The organism is Pseudarthrobacter oxydans, assembly GCF_034258515.1.
Taxonomy (GTDB): domain Bacteria; phylum Actinomycetota; class Actinomycetes; order Actinomycetales; family Micrococcaceae; genus Arthrobacter.
On the sequence record NZ_CP139438.1, the window covers coordinates 2,255,235 to 2,272,278 of the forward strand.

Sequence of the window (17,044 nt, forward strand, 5' to 3'; positions counted from 1 at the left end):
GACAGAAATAAGGAGGGGTAGCAATGGCAGGCCAGGAGCAACAGCAGCCGCAGTCACGCGACAGCCAGGTCGAAGAGGACATTCCCGAGTCGCCGCCCACGCCGCCTGAGGCGCAGGCATCGGCATCAACGGAAGGCGTGGACGACCTCCTCGACGAGATCGACGGCGTCCTCGAATCCAACGCCGAAGAATTCGTACGGGCATTCGTCCAAAAGGGCGGTCAGTAACCCGGACCCGGAGGCTGGCGGAAGCCGCGGACGGCCGAATCTGTACCGACGTTGAAGTACCACGTTCAAGGAGTGCATGAGTGCAGGAATCAACCGCCAACCAGGTAGCCGCCAACGCCACGTCATCGTTCACCGAACACCTGCAGCGGGACCGGCCGGAGCTTCTGCCCTACAACCGGTCCCTCCAGGCGGGCGCGGCCGCCGCCCCGTTGCAGGTTCCGCACGCCACCACGATCGTTGCGATGAGCTACGACGGCGGCGTGCTGATGGCGGGAGACCGGCGGGCCACCATGGGCAACGTCATAGCGAGCCGGCACATCGAAAAAGTCTTTCCGGCCGACCGCTACTCCGTCCTGGGGATCGCGGGGACTGCCGGCATTGCGATTGACCTCACCAGGTTGTTCCAGGTGGAACTCGAGCACTACGAGAAGATCGAGGGCACGCTCCTCAGCCTGGAAGGCAAGGCCAACCGGCTTGGCGCCATGATCAGGGGAAACCTGCCCCTGGCGCTGCAGGGACTGGCAGTGGTGCCACTCTTCGCCGGGTTCGACACCAGCGCCGGTGTCGGCAGGCTGTTCTCCTACGATGTCACCGGGGGCCGGTACGAGGAACACGAGCATCATACGGTGGGATCCGGCGCTGTCTTCGCACGCGGTGCTTTGAAGAAGCTCTGGCGGCCAAACCTTACGGCAGCGGAAGCTACCGCCGTCGCGGTCGAAGCCCTGTACGATGCCGCCGACGACGACTCAGCCACCGGCGGTCCTGACACCGTGAGGCAACTCTGGCCTGTCATCTACACGGTGGATAGCTCGGGTGCGCGGCGGGTTCCGGACAGCGAACTGGCAGCTGCCGCGAGGAATGTCATCGAAGCCCGCACCATCGCTGGACGGGAGGCCTGAGATGACACAGCAGTTCTATGTATCACCCGAGCAGCTCATGAAGGACCGTGCCGACTTTGCACGGAAGGGCATCGCCCGCGGCAGGTCCGTCGTCGTCGTCAGCTGCGAGGACGGCATTGCACTCGTTGCCGAAAACCCCTCGCCGTCGCTTCACAAAATCGGTGAGATCTACGACAAAATCGCGTTCGCCGCCGTCGGCAAGTACAACGAGTTCGAAAGCCTCCGCCAGGCCGGGGTCCGCTACGCCGATGTGCGCGGGTACTCCTATGACCGGGAGGACGTGACGGCCAGGGGACTGGCCAGTGTCTACGCGCAGAGCCTTGGTGCGGTGTTCACCGCTGAACAGAAGCCCTTCGAGGTGGAGCTTGCAGTGGCCGAGGTTGGCCCCTCGCAGGCGGAGGACCACCTCTACCGGCTGACGTTTGACGGCTCCATTGCCGATGAGCACTCCTTTGTTGTGATGGGCGGCCAGGCAGACAAGGTCTCAGCCGTGATTGGCCAGGGCTGGCGCAGCTCGCTGAGCTTCGCAGAGGCTGTGCGGCTGGCAATGGCGGGACTGGTTCCGCCCGCGGAGGGAGAGGAACCGGCGAAGGCACTGCCGGCTGGAGCGCTGGAGGTGGCAGTCCTGGACCGGCAGTCAGAAAGCAGCCGCGGATCAAGGCGTGCCTTCCGCCGGCTTACTGACGCAGATATCACTGCAATGCTGGCCTAGGAGGACAGGACAGATGGACAAGAGAATTTTCGGCATCGAAACCGAATTCGGCATCTCATATTCGAGCCCCGACTCGAGGCCTCTCGCTCCCGAGGAGGTGGCCCGGTACCTTTTCCGGAAAGTTGTCAGCTGGGGGCGCTCCTCCAACGTCTTCCTGACCAATGGCTCCCGGCTCTACCTTGACGTGGGGTCCCACCCGGAATATGCCACCGCCGAATGCGATGACTTGGCGCAGCTCATTGCCCATGACAGGGCCGGGGAGCTGATCCTTGATGACCTCGTGGACGAGGCACAGGCCCGCCTTGCGGCCGAAGGGTTCAACGGAACGGTCTACCTGTTCAAGAACAACACTGACTCCGCCGGAAACTCCTACGGCAGCCACGAAAACTACCTCATTCCCCGCCGCGGCGAATTCTCGCGGCTGGCAGAAATCCTGATCCCGTTCCTGGTCACCCGCCAGCTGATCGCCGGTGCCGGCAAGATCCTCAAGACACCGCACGGGGCAACGTACGCCTTTTCGCAGCGGGCCGACCATATTTGGGAGGGCGTATCCTCCGCCACCACCAGGTCCCGCCCCATCATCAACACCCGCGACGAGCCGCATGCGGATGCGGAATTCTACCGGCGCCTCCATGTCATCGTGGGCGACTCAAACATGTCTGAAGCCACGGCCCTGATGAAGATCGGCACCGTGGACCTCGTGCTGCGCATGATCGAGGCCGGGGTGATCATGCGGGACATGCGGATGGAAAACCCGATCCGCAGCATCCGTGAGATCTCCCACGACCTCAGCGGCCGCGCACTGGTCCGGCTGGCGAACGGACGCCAGCTGACGGCACTGGAAATCCAGCAGGAGTACCTGACGAAGGTCACGGCGTTCGTGAAAGAGCATGGCGCCCACAACCCCCACGTCCCCTTGATCCTGGACCTTTGGGAGCGCACGCTCAAGGCCGTCGAAAGCGGCGACTTCCGCAGCATCGACACCGAAATCGACTGGGCCATCAAGAAGAAGCTCATGGACAACTACCGTGAACGCCACGGGCTGGGCCTGGACGCCCCGCGGATTGCCCAGCTGGATCTCACGTACCATGACATCTCGCGCAGCCGCGGCCTCTACTACCTGCTTCAGTCACGCGGGGCAGTCCGCCGCATCGTGGAAGATACGGTCATCAAGGACGCCGTTGACGTTCCGCCGCAGACAACCCGGGCAAAGCTGCGCGGGGACTTCGTGCGCCGCGCCCAGGAGCTGGGCAGGGACTACACGGTTGACTGGGTACACCTTAAGCTGAATGACCGGGCGCACCAGACCATCCTGTGCAAGGATCCCTTCCGCAGCGTCGACGAGCGTGTGGATGCGCTCCTTGACTCTATGGGCTGACACCCAGCTTCAGGGGCTATTCTGGATAGGGCCCTTTATCAGGGGCCCACGCGATGCCGGCCGTTGCCATGCGGAACATCGCATCCATCCTGCCCCGACGAAAGTTTTATACGTGCGCCGACTACTAGCAATCCTTCTTCCCGGCCTGCTGTTGCTGACCGCCTGCGGCGGTTCAACCGCAGAGCCGGAACCCACCAGCGTATCCGCCGGTGAGACTGCCAAGTTCGACTCCCTCAAACTGACCGACAACGGGGACAAGAAAGCCCCCGGTGTTGAATTCACCAAGCCGTTGGAAGTGGCAGAACCCACCATCAAGGTGGTCACCGAGGGCAGCGGCGAAACGGTTAAAGCCAACCAGGTCGCCAACATTTCCATCCTGGCCCTAAACGGTACCGACGGCACGACGCTCGAGGACACATTCCCGGGTGAACCGGAACCGCTTGAGCTGAACGAGGAGCTGAAGACCGGCAGCGAGGTCATCTACAACGCGTTCGTCGGGTCGAAAGTAGGCTCCAGCCTGGCACTGGCTGTGCCCGGCCAGGCCGCGTCAGCCGGAGCCGAAGCCCAGCCCACCCAGCTGCTGGTCATCAAGGTGCTGTCCGCTGAGGATGTAGCGCCGGTCCTGGAAAAGCCCGAGGGCGAGACCGTGACCCCGCCGGCAGGATTGCCCACAGTCACCGAAAAAGACGGCATCCCCGAAATCAACGTCGAAGGCGTAGCCGCCCCCACGGCCCTGGTGTCGCAGGACCTCATCAAGGGCAAGGGCCCCACAGTCAAGGAATCCGACACCCTCACCGTCAACTACGTTGGCGTGACCCTCGTTGGCGGCACCAAGTTCGATTCGAGTTTCGACCGCGGCGAACCCGCAAGCTTCCCGCTCACCGGCGTCATCAAGGGCTGGACCCAGGGCCTTGCCGGCAAGACGGTTGGTTCCCGCGTCCTCCTGGTCATCCCCAAGGACCTTGCCTACGGCGACGCCGGACAGGGCGAGGCCAAGGGGGACCTCGTCTTCGCAGTGGACATCCTCGGGGCGAAGTAGCAACACTTACAGTCGGGCCGCTGCCCCACCGCGGCATCGATCAGCAGCACCACACGTGCGCAGCAGAACACGAGCAGCACAGACCTAAAGGAGTAACCATGTCATTTGGCCAGCGTGATTTCGACCGCCAGAAGCCCGAGATCGACTTCCCCGAGGGCGATGTTCCCACGGAACTGGTGATCACCGACCTCATTGAGGGCGACGGGCGGGAAGCCAAAGCGGGCGACACCGTATCCACCCACTACGTGGGCGTTGCCTGGTCAACAGGCGAAGAGTTCGACGCATCCTGGGGCCGCGGCGCACCGCTTGACTTCCGCGTGGGCGTCGGCCAGGTCATCCAGGGCTGGGACCAGGGCCTGCTCGGCATGAAGGTGGGCGGCCGCCGCCGCCTGGAGATCCCCTCCGAGCTGGCGTACGGCTCACGGGGCGCCGGCGGAGCCATCGCTCCGAACGAAGCCCTGATCTTCGTAGTGGACCTCGTAGGCGTGCGCTGACGGAGATCAGCCCCTCAACGGTATCCATCACCGCCAGGAGCGCGGCAGGCCCAGGACTTTGAACACCCGGGCCTGCCGCGCTTTCTGCGTTCCGGCGCGGACTTTAGTAACGTAGCCAGGGTGTCCGTATCCCGTACTGAACGTCTCCTCAACCTGCTCATCGCGCTCCTGAACACCCGGTATGGCCTGCGCCGCAGTGAGCTGCGGGAGAAGGTCTACCACGACCAGTCAGGAAACGACGTTGCCTTCGGGCGGATGTTCGAACGGGACAAAAACGACCTCCGCCAGTTCGGCTTCGATGTGGAAACACTGACGGACACGGGGTGGAGCGAGGACGACCCTGCCACCACCCGCTACCGGATCGGCAAGGAATCGAACCGCCTTCCTGATGTCCAGCTGGGGCCGGAGGAATGGACCGTACTCCTCCTGGCCTCGCAGTTGTGGGAACGCGCCGCCCTGGGCACGTCCGCCAAAAGCGCGCTCCGGAAGCTCAAGGCTTCCGGCCGGATGGCCGACGTCGGCCTGCCCGCCGGCGTCCAGCCACGGATCAAACCCGCCGGACAGGCCTTCGATGACCTGGTCGCCGCAATGCACTCCCGGCACCCCGTCACCTTCACGTACCTCGCGGGCACCACCGGCAAGGAGGAACTGCGGGCAGTGGAACCATGGGGCCTGGGCAGCCGCTTTGGCCAGTGGTACCTGATGGGCCACGACCGGGTGCGGAATGCCACCCGGCACTTCCGGCTCTCCCGCATTACCAGTGCGGTGACAACCCTGGACAAAGAGCTCTTTACGCCGCCCGCGGACTTCAATGTACGGCAGGAACTGGCCCGCCTCCCGGAGCTTCCGCTGCGCACTGCCATCGTGGACGTCAGGGAAGGACGCCTGCTGGCCCTGCGCCGGCGGAGCTCTGACGCAGGCAACGCGGCCGGGCGGCCGGCCGCCGGCTATGAGCGGTTGGCCCTGCAATTCAGGGACCCCGAGAGCCTGGCCGAGGAACTGGCCTCATACGGGCCGGATGCGCGCGCGGTGTCCCCCTCCGAGCTCGTCAAAGCCGTCCGCCGCAGGCTGCGTGCCGCTGCGGACTTCAGCGCGGCTCCTGTGCCCTCATACCGCTTCGGCGAGGCCCGTGCCCGGAGTGTCCGCAAACGCACTTCCGAGGACCAGCTCAAGCGGATGCTCCAACTGGTGCCCTTCCTGGTGCACAACCAGGGCCTGCACATCCAGGACGTCGCCGATCAGTTCGGCGTCAGCAGGAAGGAGCTGGAGGACGACCTGCAGATTCTGATCTGTTCCGGGCTGCCCGAGGGATATCCCGATGATCTTTTGGACATCCAGTGGGACGACGACCACGTGTACATCACCCAGGACCTGGACCTGACGAAACCGGTCCGTTTCACCGTGGAGGAGGCCTGCGCCCTCCTGACCGGGCTGGAGACGCTGAACGGGCTGCCGGAAGTAGCCGAGGGCGGCGCCCTGGAATCGGTGACGCTAAAACTCCTGGCAGCAGCCGGCGAAGAAGGGCTCAGGGCGGCCTCCCTTGCCGGGCCCGAAGTCGCACCCGCGGATGCCGCCACTCACGCCGCCGTGCGGCAGGCGATCGAGTCACGCTCACAGCTGCGCCTGGCGTACCTGTCGCCCCAGCGGGACGCCGTGTCCGAACGCGATGTGGACCCCCTCCGGCTCTACTCCCTGGACAACACCTGGTACTTCGAGGCCTACTGCCACCTGGTCCGCGGGCTGCGGAATTTCCGCCTGGACCGGGTCCAGGAGCTGCACCCGAACGGTGCTCCCGTTTCCGCCGACATCACGCCGGCCGAAGGGGCGCCTGCAAAGCTTTTCACCGCCAACGACGACGACACCACCGTCACCGTCCAGCTCACCCGGCAGGGGAGGGGACTGGCAGATGACTACTACGCGGAACGCACGGCGGAACTGCCCGACGGCGGCCTGGTGGCGGACATCCGCTTCAGCAACACCGCATGGTTGCCGATGTTCGTGGCCCAGCACGGGGGTGCTGCCCGTATTCTTGCCCCCGAGGAGCTGGCGGAAGCTGCCCGCACCTGGCTGGCGGCATCGCTGGCCATGTATGGCGACTAGACTTCTCAGCATGCCTTGGTGGTCCTGGATCCTGATATGGGTGGCGCTCGTTGCGCTCTCGCTGCTCTTCTATGTCCTGCTGGGCATCCGGTTGTTCCGCCAGTTCATGGCAACCGTCAAGGACCTGGGGGCGGCCGGTGAAAAACTGGGGCAGCTGGGCCCCATGGAAACATCCCCGGCCTCCACAGCGCCGGCGACGCCCCACCCGGGATCCGCGGTTTTTGCCTCGCCGACTGTCATGAGACATGATTACGAGGCATCCAAGTCGTCCCGACAGGAAGAACGCCGTCTTCGGCGGGTGCAGCGCAAGATCGACCGGGGCCAGCCGCAGGCACTCGGCGATCTGGACTTCACCTCGAAGTAAAATTGTATTGAAACGAAAGGATTTCCCGTGGGAAGACTCTTTGATGGCCCCTGGCCCATCGTAATTATCATCGTTGTTGCATTGCTCCTTTTTGCCGCGCCTAAACTTCCGGCCATGGCGCGCAGCCTTGGCCAGTCCATGCGGATCATCAAGTCCGAAGTCAAGGAAATGAAGAACGACGGCAAGACCGAATCCACTGACGCCTCAGGTCCGGTGGAAGGCACCATCGTCAACCACCCGAAGGCGAAGCCCGGTGAGCCGACAGACGGCACTGACGTTCCGCCGTCGAACCGCGCCTGACCCCCAGTGGCACTGTCGCGGGCCCGTAAAGCCAACCCCGAGGGGCGGATGGCTCTTTGGGACCACCTCAAAGAGCTCAAGAACCGGCTGATCAAGTCGGCGATCGGCGTCGTCATTGGCGGCATCGGGGGCTGGATACTTTACGATCCGTTGCTGAAGGCTCTGGCCGAGCCGGTCAACCGCATCTCCGAGCAGACCGGCGGGCTCTCGGCCATAAACTTCGGAAGCATTGCATCTCCGTTCGATTTCAAGCTGCAAATGTCACTCCTCATCGGCGTGGTCATTTCCAGCCCCATCTGGATCTACCAGCTCTGGGCGTTTATCACGCCCGGCCTGACTTCCAAGGAACGCCGGTACACGCTGGGGTACATGGCGGCGGCAGTCCCGTTGTTCCTGGCCGGTATCTGGGCCGGCTGGCTTGTTGTGCCGCAGGTGGTCCACGCGCTAACGCAGTTCACCCCGGAAGGGTCCTCCAGCGTCATCGATGCCCGCACATACATCGAGTTCGTGACCCGCATGGTGCTGGTCCTGGGCGTGGCTTTCCTGGTTCCCGTGGTGCTGGTGGGCATCAACATGGCGGGCATCATCTCCGGCAGTACCATCCTCAAGGCCTGGCGCATCACAGTGTTCCTCGTGTTCGTCCTCGCTGCCATTGCTGCTCCCGGAGCAGATGCCATCTCGATGTTCATGCTGGCCGGCCCACTGCTGGTGCTTTTCTTTGCCGCGATCGGCATCTGCCTGATGAACGACAAGCGCCGCGAACGCAGGACAGCCAAACGGGCAGCTGAAACCGAGGCCACAGCGGACATCGCCACCCCCGGCAGTGAGCTCAAGAACCTCTGAGCCCCGTTAGGCTTGGGGTATGTCCTCCAACACCGGGCCTTCTTCCATTGGACCGTTCCCTGCCGGGCCCACCGACACTGAAGAGCTCTCTCCTGCCGAGCGGTACCGTGCCAGCGCCGAGCGCAGGGCCGAAGCGGCGACATACCTCGGAGCCTTCGTCCGTACCCTGGACTTCGAACTGGACGACTTCCAGCGGCAGTCATGCCGCTCCCTCCAGGAGGGCAGGGGAGTGCTGGTGGCGGCCCCCACAGGCGCCGGCAAGACCATCGTCGGTGAATTCGCCATCTACCTGGCGCTTCAGCGGGGCCTGAAGGCGTTTTACACAACTCCCATCAAGGCTTTGAGCAACCAGAAGTTCACCGAACTTTCTGAAAAATACGGCGCCCGGAATGTTGGCCTCCTCACCGGCGACACCAGCATCAACGGTGACGCCCCCGTCGTCGTCATGACCACGGAAGTCCTGCGGAACATGCTGTACGCGGATTCGGCAACATTGGACGACCTCGGCTATGTGGTGATGGACGAGGTGCATTACCTGGCCGACAGGTTCCGGGGTGCCGTCTGGGAGGAAGTGATCATCCATCTCCCCAGCGAGGTGCAGGTGGTTTCACTCAGCGCCACCGTCTCGAACGCCGAGGAGTTCGGAGCCTGGCTGGACACCGTCCGCGGTGATACTGACATCATCGTCTCCGAGCACCGGCCGGTACCTCTCTGGCAGCACGTGATGGTTGGCCGCCAGATCATGGACTTGTTCGCCGGAGAAACCAGCTTCGACGAAATTGCGCCGCCGGTGGACGGGGGGGAGACGCAGCCGGTTTCGTCGAAGGACAGCGCAAAGGGCCGCGGCGTCGACGTCAATCCCGACCTCCTCAAGGTAGCGCGCAGCGAAATCCAGCAGAGTTTCCGCAGCCGCCAAGGGGGACCCGGCGGACGCGGCCAGCGCGGGCGGCGCGGCAACGACCGTCCCGGCCGGGGCGGCGACGAACGTGGCGTTCGTCCCGCCAGCCGCCCCCAGGTCATTGCAAGCCTGGACCGCATGGACCTGCTCCCTGCCATTACCTTCATTTTCTCAAGGGCCGGCTGTGACGCTGCCGTGGCACAGTGCGTCGGCTCCGGGCTGTGGCTCACCACGGAGAAGGAACAGCGGATCATCGCCCAGCGCGTTGACGAAGCCGGCCAGGATATCCCGCCGGACGACCTCGATATCCTGGGCTTCTGGACCTGGCGTGACGGACTGATCCGGGGCTTCGCCGCCCACCATGCCGGCATGCTGCCCACTTTCAAGGAAGTGGTGGAGAAACTCTTCGCCGACGGCCTGGTCAAAGCGGTTTTCGCCACGGAAACCCTGGCCTTGGGCGTCAACATGCCTGCCCGCTCCGTGGTGCTGGAAAAGTTGGACAAGTTCAACGGTGAAGCCCATGTGGACATCACCGCCGGTGAGTATACGCAGCTGACCGGCCGTGCGGGCCGCCGCGGCATCGACGTCGAAGGCCATGCAGTGGTGCTGTGGCAGCCCGGTACGGACCCGACGGCGGTCGCCGGCCTGGCGTCCCGGCGCACCTACCCCTTGAACTCGAGCTTCCGGCCCACGTACAACATGAGCATCAACCTCCTGGCCCAGTTCGGCCGGGCCCGGGCCCGCGAAATCCTTGAGTCCTCCTTTGCCCAGTTCCAGGCTGACCGTTCGGTGGTGGGGCTTGCCAGGCAGGTGCGCAGCCGGGAGGAATCGCTGGCCGGGTATGCCAAGTCGATGACCTGCCATTTGGGCGACTTTACCGAGTACGCGCGGCTGCGGAGGGAACTCTCCGACGCCGAAAACGCCGGTTCGCGTACCAAGTCCCGCGCCCGGAAATCACTCAGCGACGATTCCCTGGCCCGCCTGTTGCCGGGGGACGTGGTGGAGGTGCCCGGGGGCAGGGCGCCCGGCCCGGCCATTGTGCTCAGTTCGGACCACAGCAGCCGCGAGCCGCGGCCTGCGGTCCTGACGCTGGACAACCAGTTGCGGAGAATCGGAACCGATGACCTGGAAGGCCCCATCGCGCCGGTGACGCGCATCCGCATTCCCAAGTCCTTCAATGCCAAGGTGCCCAAATCCCGCCGTGATCTCGCGTCCTCGGCCCGGAACGCGTTGCGGGAGAACCGGCCGCCCGCCCCGGGCAACACCCGCAACCACGATTTCGGCCTTGCCACGGCCCTGCCCAACCAGGAAAAGCGCATCGCCGACCTCCGCCGCGTCCTCCGGGCCCACCCGTGCCACGGCTGCAGCGAACGGGAGGACCACGCCCGCTGGTCCGAACGCTGGTGGAAGCTGCGGCGGGAAACCGACGGGCTGGTGCGCCAGATCCAGGGCCGGACCAACACGATCGCCAAGACCTTTGACCGTGTGTGCGACGTCCTGACCGCGTACGGGTATCTGGAGCCGGCTGCCGACGGCCGGCTGGGCATCAGTCCCGATGGCCAGCGGCTGCGGCGGATTTACGGGGAGAAGGACCTCCTCATTTCACAGTCCCTGCGGCTGGGCGCGTTTGACGACCTGGATGCCGTGGAAGTTGCAGCACTGGCCAGTGTGCTGGTGTACCAGGCGAAAAGGGAGGACCGGGGGCTCCGGCCGCGGATGCCCAGTATTTCCCTTGAGACGTCGGTGGATATCGTCGTCCGCGAGTGGTCTGCCTTGGAGGACGTGGAAGAGGAGAACAAGCTTCCGCTGACCGGCGAACCCGAACTGGGGCTCGTCTGGCCGATCTACAAGTGGGCCCGTGGCCGCCACCTGCAGGACGTCCTGAGCGGCACGGACCTGGCAGCCGGTGACTTTGTCCGGTGGGTGAAGCAGGTTGTCGACCTCTTGGACCAGCTCGCCAAGATTCCCGGCCTGGAACCCCGCCTTGCCAGGCTCTGCGCCGAAGCCATCTCGCTGATCCGCCGCGGCGTCGTGGCTTATTCGTCCGTACTCTGACAAGCTTCGCCGGCCGCCCGCCGGCCCACACCAACCCAGGAGCACTGCCCCGCATGTCACAGCCTGAACCGCTGCCCGCTGCCCGCGCTAAGACTGTCCTCTACCGGAACGGGTCCGTCTACACCGCGGCAGACCCTTTTGCCACGGCCATGGTGGTTGACGGCGGCACGGTTGCCTGGGTGGGATCCGAACAGGCAGCCTCATCCATCGCTGACAGTTCAATGGAGATCATCGATCTCCGGGGCGCCCTCGTGGCGCCGGGCTTTGTGGACTCGCATATCCACCTGACTGAGACCGGCATCGCGCTGGACTCACTGCAGCTGGGCGGAATCCGTTCAGCCAAGGAACTGCTGGACGCCGTAGCCGGTGTCCCCGGCGAAGGACCTGTGCTGGGCCACGGCTGGGACGAGACCACCTGGGCCGATGACACCCTGCCCACCGCTGAGGAACTGGAACGGGCGTCCGCCGGGCGCCACGTGTACCTTTCCCGGGTGGACGTTCACTCCGCGCTGGTGTCCGGGTCCCTGGCCCACGCGGCGGGCGTCCGGGAGCTGGACGGGTTCGACGGCGGGGCGAGGGTCCGGCGGGCAGCGCACACGGCCGCCCGCCAGGCTACCCGCCGGCTGCCGCACGACGAGCTGCGGCGCCACCAGGGCCGTGCATTGTCCGAAGCGGCGGCTAATGGCTACGTAGCGGTCGCGGAAATGGGCGCACCGCACATCGGCGGCGCAGAGGACCTGCGGCTTGCCGCCGCATGGAACAACGGCGGCCCTGAAAGCGCCGGAGTCCCTGAAGTCCTTCCCTACTGGGGGGAACTGGCGGCCTCCGAAGAACATGCCCGCAGCCTCCTGGACCAGTTTGGCTTCGGCGTGCGGGGGCTGGCCGGCGACCTCAACATCGACGGCTCCATCGGATCGCGGACGGCCGCCCTGAGGTCCGCGTACGAGGACGCGCCGGGCGAGCATGGGAGCCTGTATCTGACTGTTGATGAAGCTGCAGCGCACCTTGCTGCATGCTCGCTTGCCGGAGTCCAAGGCGGATTCCATGTTATTGGGGACGCCGGGCTGGACACCGCGCTGGCCGCCCTCGAGCTGGCAGCACGTGAAGTGGGTGAGCAGCGGGTGCGTGCCGCAGGCCACCGCCTTGAACATGTGGAGATGGTGGACGCCGCCGCCGTCGCAACCCTGGCCCGGTACGCGGTTACAGTCAGCGCCCAGCCGGCGTTCGACGCTGCCTGGGGCGGCCCCGGAGGGCTGTACGAACAAAGGCTGGGGGAGCGGAGCCGGTCAATGAACCCCTTTGCCAGGCTCTTCGCGGCCGGGGTTCCGGTGTGCTTCGGCAGCGACAGCCCAGTGACGCCCCTGCGGCCCTGGTCCAGTGTCCGCGCCTGCCTGGAGCACCACAACCAGGATGAGCGGATTTCGGCCCGCGCAGCCTTCCTGGGCCACACCCGGGCAGGCTGGCGCGCCGCCAGATATTCCGACCCCATGGCGGGACAGCTCGTGCCCGGAGCTCCTGCCAGTTTCGCCGTCTGGGAGGTCGAGGAACTGATGGTCCAGGTGGCGGACGGCCGCGTCCAGTCCTGGAGCACCGACCCGAGGGCGCGGACACCGCTGCTGCCTGCCCTGGACACCGGCACTGATCCGGTGTGCCTGCAAACGGTCAGGAACGGCATCGAAATTTTCGCAAGTCCAGCGCTCCGGTCCTGACCCGGCTGCCGCCACCCTATAATTGGTAGTTGCGCCTGCTGCGACCCCGATTGCGGCCGGGCGCTCTGACCGTTTCCCCCAGGAAAGGCCCTCTGTGCGCGTCCTCACGATCATTCCCACCTACAACGAGCTGGAATCGCTGCCCAAGACCCTCCAGCGGCTTCGCGCGGCGGTCCCGGCGTCGGACGTGTTGGTGGTGGATGACAACAGCCCTGACGGCACCGGCCAGCTCGCGGACCGTTTCGCTGCCGAGGATTCCCAGGTGCACGTCCTGCACCGCAAGGGCAAGGAAGGCTTGGGCGCCGCGTACATTGCCGGCTTCCGGTGGGGTCTGGACGCCGGATATGACGTCCTGGTTGAAATGGACGCTGACGGTTCCCACCAGCCCGAGCAGCTTCCCCAGCTGCTGGAAGCCGTTGAACAGGGCGCCGACCTTGCCATGGGCTCCCGGTGGGTTCCCGGCGGCAGCGTCGTCAACTGGCCCCTCTACCGCCAGGCCATTTCCAGGGTGGGCAGCACCTATGCCCGCCTCATGCTGGGTCTGAAGATCAAGGACGTCACGGGCGGCTACCGCGCGTTCCGCAGGACCACGCTGGAAAAGCTCAACCTGGACCAGGTGGACTCGGTTGGCTACGGCTTCCAGGTGGACCTCGCGTTCCGGGTGGCCCGCATGGGGCTCCGGATCGAGGAACGGCCCATCACTTTTGTTGAGCGGGAACTCGGCGCCTCCAAGATGAGCGGCAACATCGTGCTCGAAGCCATGGTCAACGTCACCAAGTGGGGCCTGCAGGCCCGCTGGCACGCCCTGACCGGCAAGAAGACACCGGCGCGGCAGCCGTAACCGCTGCAGCACAGCGCATAGAAGCCGAATTAAACAAGGAAGGGGCTGTCCCTGCACAAAGTGCAGGGACAGCCCCTTTGGTTCAAGCCCTGGGCTGGATTCCTTAGGCGGAGCGCCGTTCTCCGCGGCGTTCGCGCAGGATGGTCAGCCGGTCTTCGAGGATCTGCTCAAGCTCGGGCAGCGAGCGGCGTTCCAGGAGCATGTCCCAGTGGGTACGGACAGCTTTGTCGTTGCTGGTGTCGGGCCGTTCGCCATCAACCAGGAGCGCTTCCTTGCCGGTTTTGGAAACCCACACCGGGGGGATTTCCGCCTCTGAGGAGAAGGTGACGAAGACCTGCTCGCCGTCCTCGCACCGGTACTCGACACGCTGGCGCGGAGCCGGCTCTACTCCGGACTCGGTCTCCATGCTCTGTGCACCAAGGCGCATGCCCCGCAGGCTGCGATCGCTCATGATTTCTCCCTCTGGTCGATTCGCGGTGTACAACACCGCGCCGGCCGACGGTAAACACGTACCATCGGACTACTGTGTGCTCTGTGCTGCATCTCTAGATTCAACGCATCGCGAAGCTTTGTTGTTCCAGCGGATCTGCTCCAGCCGGACAAATACACAATTATACCGGCGACAGGCCGGAACAGCCAAAAGAGGGGTCCGTTCAGCACGGACCCCTCCTCGAAACCGGCAAGGACCGTCAGCCGGTCCTCCGGCCGTGGCGCCCTAAGGCTCCGACGGTTTGGCCCCGACTTCGTCGAACAGGCCGCCGGCGGATTCCGGGGTGGTCCCGCCCAGGGCGTTGCCGATTCCCTTGAGTGCTTCGCCGACTTCACTGGGAATGATCCACAGCTTGTTGGAGGAGCCCTCCGCCAGCTTGGGCAGTGTCTGCAGGTACTGGTAGGCCAGCAGCTTCTGGTCCGGATTGCCCTTGTGGATCGCGTCGAAGACCTTCTGGATGGCCTGGGCTTCGCCGTCGGCACGGAGGATGGCCGCCTTCGCATCACCTTCCGCTTTCAGGATGGAGGCCTGCCGCTGGCCCTCAGCGGTGAGAATCGCTGACTGCTTGGTTCCTTCGGCCGTCAGGATGGCCGCGCGCCGGTCGCGCTCGGCGCGCATCTGCTTCTCCATCGAGTCCTGGATGGAGTGGGGCGGATCGATTGCCTTCAGTTCCACGCGGGAAACCCGGATGCCCCAGCGGCCCGTGGCCTCGTCCAGGACGCCGCGCAGCTGTCCGTTGATCTGGTCCCGGGACGTGAGCGCCTCCTCGAGGTTTAGCCCGCCCACCACGTTGCGCAGCGTGGTGGTGGTCAGCTGCTCCACGGCCTGGATGTAGTTGGCGATCTCGTACGTGGCGGCGCGCGGGTCCGTGACCTGGAAATACACCACGGTGTCGATGGAGACCACCAGGTTGTCCTCGGTGATGACAGGCTGCGGCGGGAAGGAGACCACCTGCTCGCGCAGGTCCAGCAGCGGCAGGAGCCGGTCAACGAAGGGAATAAGGATGGTCAGTCCCGGATTGAGCGTCCGCTGGTATTTGCCCAGCCTTTCAACAACACCAGCCCGTGCCTGTGGAATGATCCGGACCGCCCGGACCAGGACAATAATCACAAACACGATCAGGACCACCAGCACAATGGCGAGTGCGGCTCCTCCTGCGTTATCCATACATTTCCTTCTTCCCCAATTGATCAGGCTGTATCAGGACTTGGTGTCGGGTTCGGATGCTGCCGAAACCACGGCGGTGGCTCCGTCTATGGCGGCCACCACAACTTTTTGGCCGGCGGGAAGGACTCCTGCCGCTGAGCGGGCGCTCCAGATATCGCCGCCGATTTTGACCAGGCCGCCGTCTGAGGAGACGGGTTCCATGACCACGGCCTGTTCACCGATCAGACGGTCAACGTTGGTGCGCTGCTCGGACGGACCCTTCTTCAAGTGGGACAGGGCCACCGGCCGGACAAAGGCGATCATGAGCAGGGAGACGACGCAGAAAACCACAATCTGCAGCCAGAGGTCAGCGCCGGCGAAATCAGCCACCAGGGCGGCGAGGGTTCCTCCGCCGAGCATGATGAAAAACAGGTCAAGGGTGATCATCTCGATCACTGCAAAGGCGAGGAAAGCGGTGAGCCACAGTGCCCACCAGTTTTCGCCCAACCATTCAAACAACATGCTCCCCCTTCGCTACGGGGAGCCGCTACCGCGGACCCTCCAGCAACTGTTCTTCCATCCTAATGCTGGCAGCCTTCCTATGGGCGGGCCGCCGTAAGTTGGCGGGGATAGTGGCCAAGTCGTTACTGCGTGCGGGCCGTCGCGGGGCGGAAGACTGTGAGGCGGAACCGCGCTTCGGCCAGGACGGGCTCCGGCTGGCCCTCCAGCCGGGCGGCGATGGCGGTGCGGTCGCTGTGATGCCCCGCCGGACCCATGAACGCAAGGTCTGCTGCCTCCTGGCGGGTTAGCGCAAGGGGGAAGTCGATGTCCCGGGCGCGTTCGATCGTGAAGTGCGGCTCCATTGCCCCGGCCAAACGGTTCTCCTTGCCTTCTTCGATGCCGAGCATGCCGGCCGGCTCCGCAATGGAGGCGAGATGACCGGGCCGGGGTGTCACCACGGCCAGCAGGCCCGCTGGCCGCAGCACGCGTGCGAACTCCGGGGCGTTCCGGGGCGCGAAAATAACCGTGACCGCGTCAACCGAGTTGTCCTTCACCGGCAACGGCTGCCATACGTCCCAGGCGAGGTTTACCGCCTCCGGGTTGAGCCGCGCGGCGCGCCGCAGGGCGAATTTCGAGATGTCGAGGCCAAGGGCGGCCACCTCCCGGCCGTTGGCCGCCGCCGCATCAAGCAGAACGCGCAGGTAGTGTCCCGTGCCGGTTCCTGAGTCCAGCACGACGGCTCGGTCCCGGGGCAGGGCGGGAACGACGGCGGCTGCCACCGCCTCTGCCAGCGGCAGGTAGTGCCCCTTCCCCAGGAAGTTGAAGCGGGCCTCCACCATCTCGGCGGTGTCCGCTTCGAACGCGGTGCCTTTTCCCACCAGCAGGTTGAAGTACCCCTGCCTGGCGGCGTCGAAGCTGTGGGAAGATCCGCAAAGAAGGCGGCCGTGGCCGGAGGGATGCGGTCCCGCCGGCTCCAGCGGCTGGAAGCACACAGGGCACAGCAGGGGAAGCTTGGGAGCGGGCATAGCCACCATCTTAGGGCGGCCCG

Annotated in this window: 17 protein-coding genes; 13 read left to right on the forward strand and 4 right to left on the reverse strand. The window is 65.1% G+C overall.

Translation table 11 applies throughout. The features are described 5' to 3' along the window. Nucleotides 1–23: 23 nt before the first annotated feature. From SMD14_RS10195 to SMD14_RS10255, 13 genes are all read left to right on the forward strand, one after another. Nucleotides 24–227 carry a ubiquitin-like protein Pup gene (locus SMD14_RS10195; protein WP_157242312.1) on the forward strand — a complete coding sequence of 68 codons (204 nt, stop codon included), beginning with the start codon at nt 24–26 and terminating at the stop codon, nt 225–227. Nucleotides 228–307: 80 nt separating this feature from the next. Then, a complete protein-coding gene (gene prcB, locus SMD14_RS10200) occupies nt 308–1,126 on the forward strand; it encodes a proteasome subunit beta (RefSeq protein WP_321213558.1) in 819 nt (272 codons plus the stop codon). A gap of 1 nt (nt 1,127) precedes the next feature. After that, on the forward strand, nt 1,128–1,838 hold the full coding sequence (prcA, locus tag SMD14_RS10205; protein ID WP_321213559.1) for a proteasome subunit alpha: 711 nt from the start codon (nt 1,128–1,130) through the stop codon (nt 1,836–1,838). 13 nt (nt 1,839–1,851) lie between these two features. Further along, nucleotides 1,852–3,216: a Pup--protein ligase gene (gene pafA, locus SMD14_RS10210; protein WP_321213560.1), complete on the forward strand. Its 1,365-nt coding sequence runs from the start codon at nt 1,852–1,854 to the stop codon at nt 3,214–3,216. A 112-nt stretch (nt 3,217–3,328) separates the two neighbouring features. Further along, on the forward strand, nt 3,329–4,255 hold the full coding sequence (locus tag SMD14_RS10215; RefSeq protein ID WP_321213561.1) for an FKBP-type peptidyl-prolyl cis-trans isomerase: 927 nt from the start codon (nt 3,329–3,331) through the stop codon (nt 4,253–4,255). A 98-nt stretch (nt 4,256–4,353) separates the two neighbouring features. After that, complete coding sequence (locus SMD14_RS10220) at nt 4,354–4,749, forward strand: FKBP-type peptidyl-prolyl cis-trans isomerase (RefSeq protein WP_104997974.1); 396 nt, start codon at nt 4,354–4,356, stop codon at nt 4,747–4,749. Nucleotides 4,750–4,869: 120 nt separating this feature from the next. After that, complete coding sequence (locus SMD14_RS10225; protein ID WP_321213562.1) at nt 4,870–6,849, forward strand: WYL domain-containing protein; 1,980 nt, start codon at nt 4,870–4,872, stop codon at nt 6,847–6,849. A gap of 10 nt (nt 6,850–6,859) precedes the next feature. Next, nucleotides 6,860–7,213: a hypothetical protein gene (locus SMD14_RS10230; protein ID WP_157242308.1), complete on the forward strand. Its 354-nt coding sequence runs from the start codon at nt 6,860–6,862 to the stop codon at nt 7,211–7,213. A 27-nt stretch (nt 7,214–7,240) separates the two neighbouring features. After that, the gene (gene tatA / locus SMD14_RS10235) at nt 7,241–7,513 is read left to right on the forward strand and encodes a Sec-independent protein translocase subunit TatA (protein ID WP_045731378.1); all 273 of its coding nucleotides are present in this window, start codon (nt 7,241–7,243) and stop codon (nt 7,511–7,513) included. Between the two features lie 48 nt (nt 7,514–7,561). Continuing rightward, nucleotides 7,562–8,356, forward strand: a complete 795-nt coding sequence (tatC, locus tag SMD14_RS10240; protein WP_157242307.1) for a twin-arginine translocase subunit TatC — start codon at nt 7,562–7,564, stop codon at nt 8,354–8,356. A gap of 19 nt (nt 8,357–8,375) precedes the next feature. Beyond that, nucleotides 8,376–11,309: a DEAD/DEAH box helicase gene (locus SMD14_RS10245; RefSeq protein ID WP_321213563.1), complete on the forward strand. Its 2,934-nt coding sequence runs from the start codon at nt 8,376–8,378 to the stop codon at nt 11,307–11,309. 53 nt (nt 11,310–11,362) lie between these two features. Beyond that, nucleotides 11,363–13,018: an amidohydrolase family protein gene (locus SMD14_RS10250; protein WP_321213564.1), complete on the forward strand. Its 1,656-nt coding sequence runs from the start codon at nt 11,363–11,365 to the stop codon at nt 13,016–13,018. Between the two features lie 94 nt (nt 13,019–13,112). Beyond that, nucleotides 13,113–13,859: a polyprenol monophosphomannose synthase gene (locus SMD14_RS10255; protein ID WP_321213565.1), complete on the forward strand. Its 747-nt coding sequence runs from the start codon at nt 13,113–13,115 to the stop codon at nt 13,857–13,859. A 103-nt stretch (nt 13,860–13,962) separates the two neighbouring features. Here SMD14_RS10255 and SMD14_RS10260 read toward each other — a convergent pair whose 3' ends face one another. From SMD14_RS10260 to SMD14_RS10275, 4 genes are all read right to left on the reverse strand, one after another. Next, nucleotides 13,963–14,310 carry an RNA polymerase-binding protein RbpA gene (locus SMD14_RS10260; protein ID WP_013600997.1) on the reverse strand — a complete coding sequence of 116 codons (348 nt, stop codon included), beginning with the start codon at nt 14,308–14,310 and terminating at the stop codon, nt 13,963–13,965. Between the two features lie 264 nt (nt 14,311–14,574). Further along, nucleotides 14,575–15,516 carry an SPFH domain-containing protein gene (locus SMD14_RS10265; RefSeq protein ID WP_157242304.1) on the reverse strand — a complete coding sequence of 314 codons (942 nt, stop codon included), beginning with the start codon at nt 15,514–15,516 and terminating at the stop codon, nt 14,575–14,577. A 33-nt stretch (nt 15,517–15,549) separates the two neighbouring features. Then, entirely contained in the window at nt 15,550–16,014 is a 465-nt protein-coding gene (locus SMD14_RS10270) for an NfeD family protein (RefSeq protein ID WP_157242303.1), read from the reverse strand. A gap of 125 nt (nt 16,015–16,139) precedes the next feature. Further along, the gene (locus tag SMD14_RS10275; RefSeq protein ID WP_321213566.1) at nt 16,140–17,021 is read right to left on the reverse strand and encodes a putative RNA methyltransferase; all 882 of its coding nucleotides are present in this window, start codon (nt 17,019–17,021) and stop codon (nt 16,140–16,142) included. Between the last annotated feature and the right edge of the window lie 23 nt (nt 17,022–17,044).